The sequence below is a fragment of the Nonlabens sp. genome, assembly GCF_039941875.1.
Taxonomy (GTDB): Bacteria; Bacteroidota; Bacteroidia; order Flavobacteriales; family Flavobacteriaceae; genus Nonlabens.
Genome location: NZ_JBDVDQ010000009.1, coordinates 52253 through 67551 on the forward strand (window position 1 = coordinate 52253; position 15299 = coordinate 67551).

Sequence of the window (15299 nt, forward strand, 5' to 3'; positions counted from 1 at the left end):
AGGACATTAGTTTAGAATACCTACAACATTATCTATATGCCTTGTAAATAACTACTATTTGATTTGTTCTCACTCCAGTAGAAGTTTCTCCTAAGTAATTATCTACATTAAGAGTAAAACCGTCATCATTAAATGTCTGTAAAGAAGCAGATATTAATCCTGCCTCAGCATCAGTACCACCAGTTGCTGTACCATTATCGTGTATAGGCTCACCATTATTATTCACAAAATATGCTGCTATACAGTGGCTACTAGAAGAATATGTACCAATGTTGTTGATACTTGACCCACTAAAACCACTTGAGATCACTTGTTGATTAATACTAGCACCTATTGCTTGAGCATACCCTACAGTCTGTCCACCTGCCATTCTTATATCATTTGAATTATTAGTGCCAGATCTATAAGTTTCATCATAATTCTGAACTCTATTCACTGCTAGAAACTCAATAGATTCTGGTTTAAATGGTACGTCAGTAATATCCATTGTTCCTTTGGCACTTATAATTAACTTACCAAAAAACACTTGAGGTGTAGTCCCTCGAGCTACTTCATACCACACACCATCTTCATGAAAGTAATATCCGGCTGGTGTTAAACCAGCGGCTCCAGTATTCCATATCATGGTTCCGTTAACCAGCGCACCACCATCTGGGTTAACAACAGATGTGACGTCTGTGGCAGAGAGTAAACCTATTCTAGGCAACAATACACCAGTGTCAGTAGAATTAATGTCTAATGCCGCTTCAGGTTGAGCGATACCTATACCTACTTGAGCAGTAGTCATGGTAACAGTTAATAAAATAGTCAGGGCTGCAATTAAATTTGTAAATTTCATAATACAGGGTTATAACTGCAAAATAAATAAGTATAGAGATATAACGAATTTATAAAAGGTGTAAGAATTTTCTATCGATGAAATGCGTGTTTATAAAGATAAAGTAAATGAATATTCGATAAACTACATAGCTATTTATCGATTAACGACATGAAATAAAGTTTATTAATGAAGAAACTAATTATTTCAGGTCCTTTTAATTGATAAACATCTAGTAAAAATTTAATATTTCAAATGACGTCAGTGTAATTTTCTCACTTTCGCGAAAGCGAAAACACCAACTCAACCTTACCTCTTTAAAGCAAAATAGCCTTTAACTAGTGGCTTATTAGGTATTTGTAAAGTAAACCAGTAGGTACTAGAAGGCAAAGGCGCATTTAAATAGGTACCATCCCATCCTGGTCCTAGTGGTGCCATTTGATGCAATAACTTGCCATAACGGTCATAAATAAAAATTACAGCTTCAGGCGAAGTAGTGATACCGTCTAGAGTCCAATAGTCATGAAAACCATCATTATTAGGTGTAAAGAAGCGCTGATAATCTAACACCACAAATTCTTGAGTCAGCGTACCACAACCATTTTTATCGCGTATTCTAACTGTATGAAACCCTTTATAGAGCCCAGAAAAGAAATTAGAGTCTTGAAAAGCTCCATTATCAACAGAAAATTCATAATCTCCAGGACCAGAAACAATGAATTGGGCCGTATTATCTCCGTTTCTAAAATCTTCTGTAATAATATCATCTATCACAGCTATATCAGACGGTAAAGCGGTAATGGTCAATGAATTTTGACAGCCAAAACTATTAGTCACTGTCACAGTGTAAGCTCCAGGTTGATCTATCTCAATACTATTCAAAGCAGCACCCATCTCTCCAGTACTCCATTCATAAAGATCAAAACCAGCTTCCACACTTATTCGAGTTGGGTTAACAGCATCTACACAAACAACAATATCATCTTGGGCAGCAAGCATAGGTCGCGGATTAATGATAACGTCAAATTCTACGTCTGCAACACACAAGGTTCTTATTTCCGTAACACTTGCATAAATACGTTGCGGATTTTGAGTCGTGGTATATGTATTACCTAATGTGCTTTGCTCCTGAGTACGGTCAGCATCTGTCGCATAAAATCGTACCTGATGTAAAGCTGGATCTAAACCATTTAAAATATCTACATTTTGACTACTTAAGGAGACATTTAAAAAACCATCAAAATCGTCGTCACACAACACAAGATCGTTAGGAGTAGCGATCACTGGTGGATTTGCAACCAAAAGCGAAGTATTTAAAATAAATTCACATGATAGCCCTGTTGGGTCTATTACTTTAATAAAGTAAAATTCTTCGGTAGTTGTTGCTGTAAATACAGATCCTTGTGGATTACTATCACTACTAGCATCTGCAGAACTAAGATGGTAAGAAATGTTTAAGTTGGCATTATTAGGTACGAGAGAGTCAATAACCGTATCAAAATCAAAAACTTCTGTAGTATTATCAGAACATATAATAAAAGGGTCTACATCTGTAGCAACGTTAGTATCGTCTACCTCTACCGTAAACTGGGTAAAATCGGTACAGTTAGAGTCATTTCTTAAAACACGCACAAAAATCTCCTGCGGATTTGAAACATTAGTATACGGGAAAGTGAGTGCATTAATACCTATGTTAGCATCATTAAGAGATTCATGATAAGTCACTGATGTATTAGCTTGCCCAAGAAGAACATCTGCATCGAGTGGTGTAAAATCAAATTCTCTAAAACCATCTTGTGCTCCTAGATTATCACAAACATCTAGATCTGCAACAACATTAGCTGTAGGTGATGGTGGTAATGTAGCACTACCGCTAGTAGATAGTGAAAAACCACCGTTTCCTACTGCTAGACCGATAATTATATAATATACATCGCCTGCAGTGACGGTTATTTCCTGTAGAAAACCATTACCGTTAGGTCCTGGCCCTTCAGTAAGATCCAACTCTGTGTCGTTAAGACCTGTATCACCAGTAACGCCAGCATCATTTGGGTTTGTGCTAGAACAACGTATGGCTGGCCCTAGATTATCACAATTTATTACTGGTCCGAAAACCGCAAAATCATAATCAGCCTGAGGTGTATCAGGTGTCAGAGCAAAACTAAAAGTTCCTGTAGTCTCTATTTCTACCCTAAACCAAGCCTGATCTGTCTGAAAATTAAAACAACTAGGCACTGGATTACCGAATTGTGCAAACTCATCTCTACCTATACCAGAAGGGTTTATTCCTAAATCTGTATCTCCACAAAGTAAAATAGCGTCTATACAGTCATTAGGATTTTGAGCTAAACTGAATTGCGCAAATAAAATTAGGCCGAGTAAAAAGAACTTTTTCATAAAAATGGTCATAGCCCTACAAATCTAAGACTTCCAACAACTTAATCAAGTCCTCTTCTGTATTAAAATAAGAGAAACTTATTCTAAGACCATCGCCTCGCAACGAGGTTATAATCTTATGGTCTAATAACTCCTCATATAGTTCTTGATCTCCTTTTATATTGAAAATAGAAGAATGTTCTTTTCTAGCACAGACGACGGTAGAAAGCAGCCCTCTTTCTTGAAAAGCTAGTTTTGCTTTAGAAGCCAGCTCCTTAACAGGCTCACTAATTGTTTTCCACCCCAATTCATGTGCTTTGATAATAGCTTGTTGTAGCGTACCAAAAGCCATCATATCTTGGTGACCAGGTTCAAAAGTACTTATGAAATTCACGTTAGATTTAATTCCACTGTTTGCATTTCCATCTAACTTCTCTATAGGAAAAATAGTTTCTTGTACTTCTTCTTTCATACATAAAAAACCATTTCCATCTCCAGCGTGCAACCATTTATAACAGGACGCGATGATGATGTCTATTCCGCTTTCGCGAAAGCGGAACTCTTCAAAACCTACATACTGAGTAAAATCTGCAATGAGAGTTATTTTAGGAAATCGTTTTTTTAGATCGTTCAAGAAATCTAAGTCCATCTTAATACCAGATATGTATTGAACCATAGAAAAACAGAAGAAGTCTGGCTGCTCCATCTCACAAACTGCAATAATATTTTGCTCCATTTGCTCATCTATTACCACATGGTGTGTTTTAAATCCTCGAGCCTCTACTGGATTATTAATCGATGGATAGTCATCCTTTAAAAGTAAAAAAATACTTGCAGAGTCAAAACCGTTAATCAACGTATTAAAAGCGGTAGAAAAATTAGGAATCACTGCCGTAAAATCAGGATCGGCATCCATAAAATTTGCTATCGTGTGTCTTACTTCATCTATAAACACATTGCGCTTATTAGTAAAAAGAGAAGCCTGGTCTCGCATTTTTAAATCTAGAGAAGCGCGATGGTCTACTATATCTTGAGACAGTAAGCCATGGTTTGCCGTATTGAGATAAGTGTATTCTTTGAGAATAGGAAATTGATCGATCATTTTATACAATTGCTAAGAACGTCTATGTGGATAATAGCGTAAATTTGAGTATAAAAATAACTAGAATGTTCGGTAGAAAGAAAAAAGATATACCTGGAATTGATTTAGAACAAAAAGAGATGATTGAGAATGCGCAAAAACGCATTAAGCAAAAACGTGGTCTCTTTACACATTTTATTGTTTTTCTAGTAGGTGCGGTAGGACTAATTATAATTAGTCAAGTGCTTATGAAAGTAGAGCCTATACGCATTCTAGATATAGAATGGTGGATATGGGTGATTTTTGCATGGTTGCTATTACTTTGTTATCATGCTTTTAATGTGTTTATTACTAAAAGGCTGCTAGGTCCTGAATGGGAAAAGAGACAATATGCAAAACTAGTGCAGAAACAAAAAGAACGCATCACACAGTTAGAAAAGAAAGTACAGAAGGAATACGTAGCTCCTAAAACCACTTTATCTATCGATAATCCAAATACTAATCGTAAAATCACCATGATCGCAGCTGCAGGAATGAATAATGAGCTGGGTAAAGATGGCGATCTCGTATGGCATTTACCAGATGATTTTAAGAGATTTAAATCACTTACCACTGGTCATCACATCATTATGGGGCGTAAGACTTTTGAAAGTTTCCCTAAACCGTTACCTAACCGCACTCATGTAATACTAACTAGAGATAAAAATTACAGAGCAGACGGCGGCATAGTAGTTCATGATATGGAAACTGCTCTTGCGACTACTACTGGTGATAATAATCCTTTTATTATAGGTGGTGGCGAAATTTATAAACTTGCGATGTCTATATCTAACGAGATAGAACTAACGAGGGTTCACGGCACATTTGACGTAGATACGTATTTCCCAAAAATAGATACTACAAAATGGGAGATAAAAACATCACTACACCATCCTGCAGATGAAAAGCATGCTTATAGTTTTGATTATGAAACTTGGGTGAGGAGATAGATTCCAGTCCCAGTCGCAGGTTTCAGTCACAAGTTTAATTAGTTATGGTGATTTAGTCACAGAGTTAATTAGTTGTGAATAATGTGATCACCTATCTAATTTCAAATATTGAATCTAGCAATTAATAAAATAGACATAATGGATTTTGAAGATTTATTAGCTCATAAAAAGGCGTTTGAAAATGCGATGAAAATTTTTGAATTAAGTAAGTCATTTCCAAATGAAGAAAAATACAGTCTAACCGATCAAATCAGAAGATCTTCTAGGAGTGTTAATGCTAATATTGCTGAAGCTTATAGAAAAAGACGGTATCCAAAACATTTTATAAGTAAACTAACGGATGCCGATGGAGAAAATTCAGAAACTGTAGTCTGGTTGAGATATGCTCTAGCTTGCCACTACATTACCGAATCGCAGCAAGAGCCTTTGCTTTCAAAATCTAAAGAAGTTGGAAAACTAATTAACTATATGATCAAAAATCCAGGGAAATTTGGAGTAGGAAAAGAGTAATTCAGTACAACTGGTCATATTTTTAACGAAGTGAAAAATAAAACTGAGACTAAGATTGCAAACTGAAACTGAAAACTGAGACTTCTATACAGTTCTTTTAGTAATTAATAGTTATTACATTATTTTTACCACATTAACTAACGCAAATAAAATGAAAGCATACGTTTTTCCAGGTCAAGGAGCTCAATTCACAGGAATGGGTAAAGACTTATACGATACTTATCCAGCAGCAAAAGAATTATTCTTAAAAGCAGATGAAATTCTAGGTTTTGAGATTTCAAAAATCATGTTTGAAGGAACTGCTGAAGAATTAAAAGAAACTAAAGTTACCCAACCGGCTATATTCATACACTCTGTTGTTCTTGCAAAAATGATGGGTGATGATTTTGCACCAGATATGGTAGCAGGACACTCATTAGGTGAATTAAGTGCACTTACCGCAGCAGGTGCATTAACCTTTGAAGATGGATTAAAAATAGTTTCAAAACGTGCACTTGCCATGCAAGCAGCTTGTGAGCACCAGGCTAGTACTATGGCGGCCATTATAGGTATGGCAGACGAAGACGTGGAGAAAGTTTGTAAAGATGTAGAAGGCGTTGTAGTAGCAGCAAATTATAATTGTCCTGGACAGTTAGTAATTTCTGGAGCAATTCCCGCAGTAGAAAAAGCTTGCGAAATCCTAAAAGAAAAAGGAGCAAAAAGAGCTTTAATTTTACCAGTAGGTGGTGCTTTTCACTCTCCTTTAATGGAGCCAGCGAGAGAAGAACTTGCTAAAGCAATAGAAAGTACCGAATTCAATAAACCTATGTGTCCTATTTATCAAAATGTATCCACATTTGCAGTAGAAAACACAGATGATATTAAGACCAACCTTATCTACCAGCTTACTGCACCTGTAAAATGGACACAGTCTATTCAAGAGATGATTAAAGACGGCGCTACAGAATTTATAGAAGTAGGTCCAGGAAAAGCATTACAAGGCTTGATTAAGAAAATAGATCGCTCTACCACAGTGAGTCAAGGTAGTGTTGCCGAATAAGAAATTAGATCAAAGAGAATAAAATTTATAGCATTCTCAGAATTCAAAAACCTCCCATGAAAAACTACGTTTTTCATGGGAGGTTTTTTTCGACGTTTAACTTTATTGTACCTAGTTAAAATACTCGTATTCAATAAGAGTAATAACACTTGTATTTCGGTTAAACCTTATACGTATTACTTCTGAGCCAATCCTAAATACTACTTTCTTTTGTCTTGTTGAAGGATCGTTCATAGAATTCACAGCCCCCAAAATACTAATATTATCGCCCACTCTAATATTTACTCCATTAATAAACAAACTCTTTGTATTATCTATTAGTTTTAGATTAGTTAATTGATAAGAGGATATATTATTTCCAGACGGATCAACTATTCCATCTTGAAATAAAAAGTAAATAGATGCTGTTTCAAATTGCACCCAATAATCCAGCTCATAACCAGAATCCATTGTAAAATTATCTACAAACAAATTTCTCAAAAGAACATTGTCTCCTTTGTACTTAGAATATCGGAAAGAAGAGTGTTATCAAACTTCACATTCTGATAATCATTAGCTGCTAAAATATTTACTTGGCTACTACATGAAATAGTAAAAATTGATAACATTATTATTAAGTTTTTCATTTTTTTATATAATCAAACGACTTGCAACTTCATTCTTTGAGAATATGTTCATTTCTACCTTTATAAATAAACATAAAATGTAAAACTACTAAAATTGTAAAATGGACTATAATATATCTTGATGACACCAAATTTTGAACACTTTCAAAAAAATAGTCTCCGCCAGATTGTCTCCATATAAGTAGCAGTATGGAAAACATAAAGCCAATAAATATAGTCCAATAATTTAATTTAAAAATAAACTTATAGAATAAAAAATTTCCCATGGGATAGATAAAAAATATAATCATATCAAACAATCGTCCTCTATTTGAATCTGTTGTACTAAAATAGTCATGATATAATTTCAATAAAAATAACGATAAAAGGAAGATACTAATACCAGAAAAAATACATAATAAATGTTTACCTATTACTCTCATCATATTATTTATTCTACAATGACAGTATTGCGTGAAAAATAATAGAATAAGAGTAAATGGAAGCAAGCTTACAGTAAATACTTTTATATAAGACATCAGTATAAAGCCTATAAAAACAACAGCTGTAGTTAGTAACATCTTTCTCATTAGTTATCCGTTAATTGGTCTAAGGTTATATTTTCCTCAAGATAATCTGTTAATTCGTCTCTATCAATATGATGTTGAAAATTATCTCGTGATAAATTAGCAACACCGCCATTATCATAAATCCACTGTATTATCTCATTGACCATATTTTTCCAAGTTGCATCGGCAATATTATAATAATCTCTTTCTTGATTTTCACGTTGTTGTTGTGTATCAGATTCCCACCTAATTACATCACTCACTAAAGCTATATCCACCGCTGCAGTATATAATTCTACATTCCCATTTCTGTTAGGTGGTCTAATTCCCCATTGTCGATTACCAGAAAATGGTTGAGTCCCAGTACTTGGTGTTTGAATAGTTGAAACAGTCCAAGAATAATTATCACTGTAGTCAGAAATAATTACAGCACCATGATCAACAGCTCCCCAAGCCACTAAATCATCCGCATCGGCTTCAATTCTAAAGATCGCAGATACAGGACTTAAAGATTCCCATAACACTCTATCATTATTATCAAGAGGGATAAAATCCCAAGAAATATCAGTTCTAATTGAACCATACAAAGCTACATCAGATGTAAATTCAAAATCTTCATGTTCACCACTGGCAAACTCAATAAATTTTTCTTTGTACTTCCTAAAGACCACGTTTGGATCATCTGGTACATGATCTCCATTTAAATCTGGCATTACTGATATTTCAACAGCATAATAATCGATATTAGCCAACATAGCATTGCCTTGATCAATCGTTTGATTACTGTAGCCTGCGCCAAGCAAATCAAGTTTACTTTGACAAATTGCAGGTATAGAATGATTGTATAGTTCTAAATAATTAGTAGGGCTTTGATGACTATTTTGAATTTGGTTATTGAAGATTGATAGATAACTCCTCTACAAGTGCTTTATATCTTTCAAACTTAACGTCGTTATTCATTTCCTTAATTTCTAAGAAATCTACTACAAATTCTTTATTTTCATCCGTTAATCCTTCTGTTTTAAAATAATTGTTAATGATCAAACGAAGTGGATTCTGAGGTGTACTATTAATATAGTCTTTTAATTCATCAGGTAATTGATCAAAAAAGGCTTGGACATTTATTCCTACAACGTTTAAGGTCTCCACAGGATTACCATCATTAGGAGTTATACCAACACCTATACTTAGTTCGTCTTCATCTTCATCATCAATAGGTGGTGTGTATGAGCCGCCACTTCCACCACCACCATTTGAGCCACTACCTGGGTCAAATGTTTCACAAGGTTGTTGTTCTACGTATTGAGTAGTAAAATAACCCTCATAAAATATCCTTGAAGCAGATCCCCAGCCACCATAGTAAATACAACCACCAGAACCACCACTACCAGGTCCATCATCAACATTATGCCTACCCTCTCTACAAGAATAATCCGTATAGCCACCTGGTATCCATACGGATTGATAAGAACCTCCTCCGCATTTTAAAACAGTTTGATTTAGTATATCTGTTCCAAAAATAGGCTCTATCAAAACGTTTGTTGTGTCTATTTTATGATCAACGTAAGGATATGTCACCATAAATTGTTGTTGAATACTATCTTTTAAAACGACCAGCATATAATTCTTTAGAACATCTTCTAACTGTGTACTATCTGGTAACACTCTAAATATATAATTTTTAAAATTATCTCCTTCTAAAACTTGAATACTCGCTGTGTCTAAAACGACATTACTAGAAACACCTCCAGACTTACTTTGTAGATCATTGGTATGGTTATGTGAATGAGCTCTAACAGAAAGATAATTAAAAAGTTTTACGTCGTTATTCTGTATATCATAAAGACTTGACATAGAACCTTTCATAACAAATTTTGTGTTACTTAAAGCATCTAACTCATGAACATCGTCTTTCTCGCAAGAAGAGATAGAAGTAAGAACAATGACTATGAAAAATAAGTAATACAGGTAAGATTTCCTGAACATAGATAATGGTTTTGTACCTATCATAAAATAGGCTGGTTAGTAAATGATTATAATATTCAGGGGATTATAAACTTACGACCAGATCAAGATAGATAGATAGATAGATAGATAGATAGATAATTTATTAACTTTTATTTAACACTTCAAAATAATAATAAAAAATATAACTTACTAAAATAGAATACATTGCTATTTATATCAAAAAAGGACCCAATCGACCAATCGATTGAGTCCTTTATATCTATGTTAGATAATTAGAAAATTTCTACAATTCTAACGCCTTCTTCACATCACTATCCATTAAGATCTCGATAGGGTTTTCTAGCGCTTCTTTAATAGCTACTAAGAAACCTACAGACTCTTTACCATCGATAATACGGTGGTCATAAGAAACAGCTAGATACATCATAGGACGTGCAACGATGTTACCATCTACTACCACTGGGCGCTCTATAATGTTGTGCATTCCTAAGATAGCACTCTGTGGTGGGTTGATAATAGGTGTACTCATCATACTACCGAAAACACCTCCGTTAGTAATCGTAAACGTACCACCAGTCATCTCATCTATAGTGATGTTTCCATCTCTCGCTCTTAGTGCAAGTCTTTTTACTTCTTGTTCTACACCTCTAAAAGAAAGGTTTTCTGCATTTCTAATTACAGGAACCATTAATCCTTTAGGACCAGAAACCGCGATAGAAATATCTGCAAAATCATAAGAAACCATTTCTTTTCCATCGATCATAGAATTAACCGCTGGATATAGTTCTAATGCTCTAGTTACAGCTTTAGTAAAGAAAGACATAAATCCTAATCCTACTCCATGTTTAGACTTAAACGCTTCCTTATGATCTTTACGTAAATCAAAGATAGGTTTCATGTCTACTTCATTGAAAGTAGTCAGCATCGCTGTTTCATTCTTAACACTTACTAGACGCTCTGCTACTTTTCTACGTAACATAGAAAGCTTAGAACGAGACTCACCACGAGATCCATTTCCTGGAGTACCCATAGATGGTTTTGCATTTACTGCATCGCTTTTAGTAATACGACCATCACGACCGCTACCAGAAACAGACTTAGCATCTACACCTTTTTCATCAAGAATTTTCTTTGCCGCAGGACTTGCAGTACCGCTAGCATAAGTTTCTTTAGCTTGAGTAGGTTGTGGAGCCTTAGAAGATGCGGTCTTGCTTTTATCAGCATTATCCTTTTGCATCTCTTTGGCTACATCTCCATTATTACCTCCTTCATCGCCACCTCCCATAGAAGACGGTGCGTTATCCACATCTTTAGAACCACCATTAGGGTTTGTTGCCTCTGTATCAATATGACACACAACAGCACCTACGGCTACAGCATCACCTTCTTCAGCCTTTAGGGTAATAATACCACTAGCTTCTGCTGGTAATTCTAGGGTAGCTTTATCGCTATCTACCTCTGCTATGGCTTGGTCTTTTTCAACCCAGTCACCATCGGCAACTAACCATTCTGCTATTTCTACTTCTGTAATCGACTCGCCTGGTGAAGGCACTTTCATTTCTAGAGCCATAATTTATTTATTGGTATTAAATACATCTTCTATTATTCTTGCCTGTCTTCTTTTAGATCTAGTAGAACTACCAGAAGCAGGAGCTGCGTACATATTTCTTGAGCACACTCTCCATGATCTAGTCTCTGGCATGTGTAGCATTAAGTGGGAATATGCTCCCATATTTCTAGGTTCTTCTTGTGCCCAAACGACATCTTTAGAACCGTATTTTTTAATAACTTCTTGCATTTGATCTACTGGTAGTGGGAACAATTGTTCTAGTCTTACCAGTGCCACATCTGTACGATTATTTTCTTCTCTGTATTCTAATAAATCATAATAGAATTTACCAGAAACGAATACTAATGTTTCCGCTTTCGCGAAAGCGTCACCATCAACATCTATAACTTCTTGAAAATGTCCATTCTCAAATTCAGACACCGTGCTTACCGCTTTAGGGTAACGCAATAAAGATTTAGGAGTAAAAACAACAAGAGGCTTGCGGTAATTTACCTTCATCTGGCGGCGCAATAGGTGGAAAATGTTTGCTGGCGTTGTACAGTTAGCCATAAACATATTATCCTTTGCACAAAGCTGTAAATAACGTTCTATACGGGCACTAGAGTGCTCTGCACCTTGTCCTTCATAACCGTGTGGTAATAATTTCACCAAACCGTTTTGATTTTTCCACTTATCTTCTCCAGCACTTATGTACTGGTCCATCATAATTTGTGCACCATTTGAGAAATCACCGAATTGTGCTTCCCAAATCGTTAGTGTTTTAGGTCGTGCCAGTGCATAACCGTATTCAAAACCTACCACACCATATTCAGAAAGGTGTGAGTTATAGATGTACATCTGTCCTTTTACATCAAGGTTGTTGTGTAAGATAAACTCGTGCTCATTATTCTCTGATTTGACCACTGCATGACGGTGAGAAAAAGTACCTCTTTCTACATCCTGACCACTCATTCTTACATTAAAACCTTCTTGCATTAAAGAACCATAAGCTAGATGTTCCCCCATAGCCCAGTCTAGTCGGTCTTCATCAAACATTTTCTGACGTACTTCTACGATCTTCTTTATTTTTCTAATGAAGTTGCGATCTTCTGGCAACTTAGAAATAGTCGCAGTTATTTCTTCTAAGATTTTGCGATCTACACCAGTTTCTACCTGTTGCATCATTTCCACTTCGGTCGCTTGTTCAAAACCATTCCACTCATCTTGCATGAATGGTGTGATAATGGTATTTTCCATTTGGCGAGAAGTAGCAAGTTCTTCTTCTAGACGCTCTTTATATTGTTTTTCTAATTCTTTTACTTTAGAATTATTTATAATTCCTTCGTTAAGTAATCGCTCTGCATAAATATCTCGCGGATTTTTATGCTTCCCTATCGCTTTATATAATTGTGGTTGTGTAAAACGAGGTTCATCACCTTCATTATGACCATATTTTCTATAACCTAATAGATCGATAAATACATCACGACCAAATTCCATACGGTAATCTAGTGCAAAATTCATCGCATGTACCACAGCCTCAGCGTCGTCCGCATTCACATGTAATACTGGAGATAGTGTCACCTTTGCAATATCAGTACAATATGTACTAGATCTTGCGTCTAGATAATTTGTTGTAAAACCTACTTGGTTATTTACAACTAAGTGAATAGTACCTGCCGTTTTATAAGCATCTAGTTGTGCCATTTGCACTACTTCATACACAATTCCCTGACCAGCAACTGCTGCATCACCGTGTAATACAATAGGTAACACCTTAGAAAAATTCTCTGGCGTGTGCATATCTTGTTTTGCACGAGTAATACCTTCTACTACCGCACCTACTGTTTCTAGGTGAGATGGGTTAGGCACGATATTAATATTGATATCGTTACCATTATCGGTTTTTCTTTTACTCGTATAACCTAAGTGATACTTTACATCACCATCAAAAATGTCTTGCTCGTAGTCTTTACCGTCAAATTCTGAAAAGATATCCTTTACAGGCTTTCCAAAAATGTTAGTCAACACATTTAAACGACCACGGTGAGCCATTCCTAGAACAAATTGATCCACACCTTTATCCGCTGCGTTTTCTATCAACGCATCCAGTGCTGGAATTAAAGACTCGTTTCCTTCTAGAGAAAAACGTTTCTGTCCTACATATTTAGTATGAAGAAATGATTCAAAAGAAACCGCTTCATTAAGTTTCTTTAAAATCTGTACTTTTTGATCTTTATTAAAAGTAGGGTGGTTATCATTTTTGTGCAACCAGTTTTGTATCCACTTCACCTCATCAGGCTTACGTATATACATATATTCTACACCTATACTCTCGCAATAGATTTTAGTTAAATGAGCAACTATGTTCCTAAGAGTAGTTTTACCTACGCCTATTAACTCGCCAGAATCAAAAACGGTATCTAGATCACTATCAGAAAGACCGAAGTTGACTAGATCTAGTTTAGGTTCATAATTACGTCTATCTCTAACAGGATTTGTTTTAGTAAACAAATGACCTCTTGTACGATAGGCATCGATTAATTTAACTACTTGAAATTCTTTTTGCACATTTTCAGGCACCGCAACCGGTGTTCCTGAGTGCTCTACTATAAGATCGCCCTCGTGGGCGCTCTCCATACCAAAGTCAAATCCTTGAAAAAAAGCACGCCATGACGGCTCTACTTGATCAGGATTAATTAAATATTCGTCGTAAAGTTGTGCGAACTGAGCAGTGTGAGCTGCATTGAGAAATGAAAACTTGTCCATATATGGAAGGAAATTTATCCTTTTTATCAATTGTTATGGCAAAAATAAAGAAATACGTCGTCATGGCATAAGGTTTTGTATATTTATAACACTACAATTTGTTAATCATTCTATCATGAAAACCTATTATTTTAAAAACATTATCATATTATCATTATTCGGGCTATTTTCTTGCGTTTCTTTCAGCCAGAAACAAAATGAATCAGAATTTTGGAAAAAAGTCCGATTCGGAGGAAATATTGGCGCAAACTTTGGAAATAGCTACACATCCATATTAATTGCACCACAAGCCATTTATCAGGTAAATCAGTTTGTTGGTCTAGGGGCCGGACTCAATTATAGCTATTCAGAATTTGATCCTAACAGTAATTCTAGTCTACAAGGTTATAAATCTAACATTGCTGGTGGTAGTTTAATAGCTATTGCACAGCCGCTAGATTTTCTACAAGTTAGTGCAGATTTTGAATATTTACATGTGAATAGAAACTTTGATAATCCTGTTTTTGATGACACCTACTGGGTACCTGCATTGTTTTTAGGCGCAGGATATCAACAAGGTAATTTTGTAATAGGCGCTCGATATGATGTCCTATATAATGATCGTAAAAGTGTGTACCAAAATGGTATACAACCATTTGTTAGGGTACTGTTTTAAAGGGTTATCAAGTTTTCCGCTTTCGCGAAAGCGGAATAAAAACAAACTCTAGAATTCAATCACTGCCTCAACCTAAATTGAATTTTACTCCATTCTCTCATAATAAAACCTAGAATTATACCTTGTTCTAGGTTTTTTTCTTTCACATCTGCCAGATAATATAACTGTTGTAATTTTGGATCACTATCTTCTATCGCCTCGTTTAATAAAGAACCTAAGGCTTCCAGAAATTCCTTAGGTTCATTAATTTCTATAGACTCATAACCAGATCGCTGTAAATCTTTATTTACCTGACTCTTGTACACCATAAAAACATGATGCCTATCTTCTAATTTATCTTGTAAAATGGTAAGCTTTTCTGACATATCTTGA

13 protein-coding genes are annotated in these 15299 nt (G+C 35.4%); 4 read left to right on the top strand and 9 right to left on the bottom strand.

Annotated elements, in window-relative coordinates; all coding sequences use genetic code 11:
- Nucleotides 1-28 precede the first annotated feature (28 nt).
- The 3 genes from ABJF08_RS05485 to ABJF08_RS05495 all read right to left on the bottom strand — a co-directional run bounded on the left by ABJF08_RS05485 (nt 29) and on the right by ABJF08_RS05495 (nt 4295).
- Entirely contained in the window at nt 29-838 is an 810-nt protein-coding gene (locus ABJF08_RS05485; RefSeq protein ID WP_348115065.1) for a hypothetical protein, read from the bottom strand.
- 288 nt (nt 839-1126) lie between these two features.
- Entirely contained in the window at nt 1127-3214 is a 2088-nt protein-coding gene (locus tag ABJF08_RS05490) for a T9SS type B sorting domain-containing protein (RefSeq protein ID WP_348115066.1), read from the bottom strand.
- Between the two features lie 16 nt (nt 3215-3230).
- Nucleotides 3231-4295, bottom strand: coding sequence for an aminotransferase class V-fold PLP-dependent enzyme (locus tag ABJF08_RS05495; protein ID WP_348115067.1), 1065 nt, complete (start codon nt 4293-4295; stop codon nt 3231-3233).
- A 44-nt stretch (nt 4296-4339) separates the two neighbouring features.
- Between ABJF08_RS05495 and ABJF08_RS05500 the strand changes: the two genes are divergently transcribed.
- The 3 genes from ABJF08_RS05500 (at nt 4340) to fabD (ending at nt 6812) form a co-directional block, all read left to right on the top strand.
- Nucleotides 4340-5263 carry a dihydrofolate reductase gene (locus ABJF08_RS05500; protein WP_348115068.1) on the top strand — a complete coding sequence of 308 codons (924 nt, stop codon included), beginning with the start codon at nt 4340-4342 and terminating at the stop codon, nt 5261-5263.
- Between the two features lie 138 nt (nt 5264-5401).
- On the top strand, nt 5402-5773 hold the full coding sequence (locus ABJF08_RS05505; RefSeq protein WP_348115069.1) for a four helix bundle protein: 372 nt from the start codon (nt 5402-5404) through the stop codon (nt 5771-5773).
- A gap of 151 nt (nt 5774-5924) precedes the next feature.
- Nucleotides 5925-6812 carry an ACP S-malonyltransferase gene (gene fabD, locus ABJF08_RS05510; protein ID WP_104514464.1) on the top strand — a complete coding sequence of 296 codons (888 nt, stop codon included), beginning with the start codon at nt 5925-5927 and terminating at the stop codon, nt 6810-6812.
- Nucleotides 6813-6923: 111 nt separating this feature from the next.
- Here fabD and ABJF08_RS05515 read toward each other — a convergent pair whose 3' ends face one another.
- The 5 genes from ABJF08_RS05515 to ABJF08_RS05535 all read right to left on the bottom strand — a co-directional run bounded on the left by ABJF08_RS05515 (nt 6924) and on the right by ABJF08_RS05535 (nt 14272).
- Nucleotides 6924-7262, bottom strand: a complete 339-nt coding sequence (locus ABJF08_RS05515; RefSeq protein ID WP_348115070.1) for a hypothetical protein — start codon at nt 7260-7262, stop codon at nt 6924-6926.
- Between the two features lie 744 nt (nt 7263-8006).
- Nucleotides 8007-8789 carry a hypothetical protein gene (locus ABJF08_RS05520; protein WP_348115071.1) on the bottom strand — a complete coding sequence of 261 codons (783 nt, stop codon included), beginning with the start codon at nt 8787-8789 and terminating at the stop codon, nt 8007-8009.
- A gap of 88 nt (nt 8790-8877) precedes the next feature.
- A complete protein-coding gene (locus ABJF08_RS05525; RefSeq protein ID WP_348115072.1) occupies nt 8878-9972 on the bottom strand; it encodes a hypothetical protein in 1095 nt (364 codons plus the stop codon).
- Nucleotides 9973-10237: 265 nt separating this feature from the next.
- On the bottom strand, nt 10238-11524 hold the full coding sequence (odhB, locus tag ABJF08_RS05530; RefSeq protein ID WP_348115074.1) for a 2-oxoglutarate dehydrogenase complex dihydrolipoyllysine-residue succinyltransferase: 1287 nt from the start codon (nt 11522-11524) through the stop codon (nt 10238-10240).
- 3 nt (nt 11525-11527) lie between these two features.
- Nucleotides 11528-14272 carry a 2-oxoglutarate dehydrogenase E1 component gene (locus tag ABJF08_RS05535; RefSeq protein ID WP_348115075.1) on the bottom strand — a complete coding sequence of 915 codons (2745 nt, stop codon included), beginning with the start codon at nt 14270-14272 and terminating at the stop codon, nt 11528-11530.
- A gap of 115 nt (nt 14273-14387) precedes the next feature.
- On the opposite strand from ABJF08_RS05535, the gene ABJF08_RS05540 reads away from it, so the two are divergent.
- On the top strand, nt 14388-14927 hold the full coding sequence (locus tag ABJF08_RS05540) for an alpha-ketoglutarate decarboxylase (RefSeq protein ID WP_348115076.1): 540 nt from the start codon (nt 14388-14390) through the stop codon (nt 14925-14927).
- A gap of 59 nt (nt 14928-14986) precedes the next feature.
- Here ABJF08_RS05540 and ABJF08_RS05545 read toward each other — a convergent pair whose 3' ends face one another.
- Nucleotides 14987-15292, bottom strand: coding sequence for a hypothetical protein (locus ABJF08_RS05545; RefSeq protein ID WP_348115077.1), 306 nt, complete (start codon nt 15290-15292; stop codon nt 14987-14989).
- Nucleotides 15293-15299: the final 7 nt, after the last annotated feature.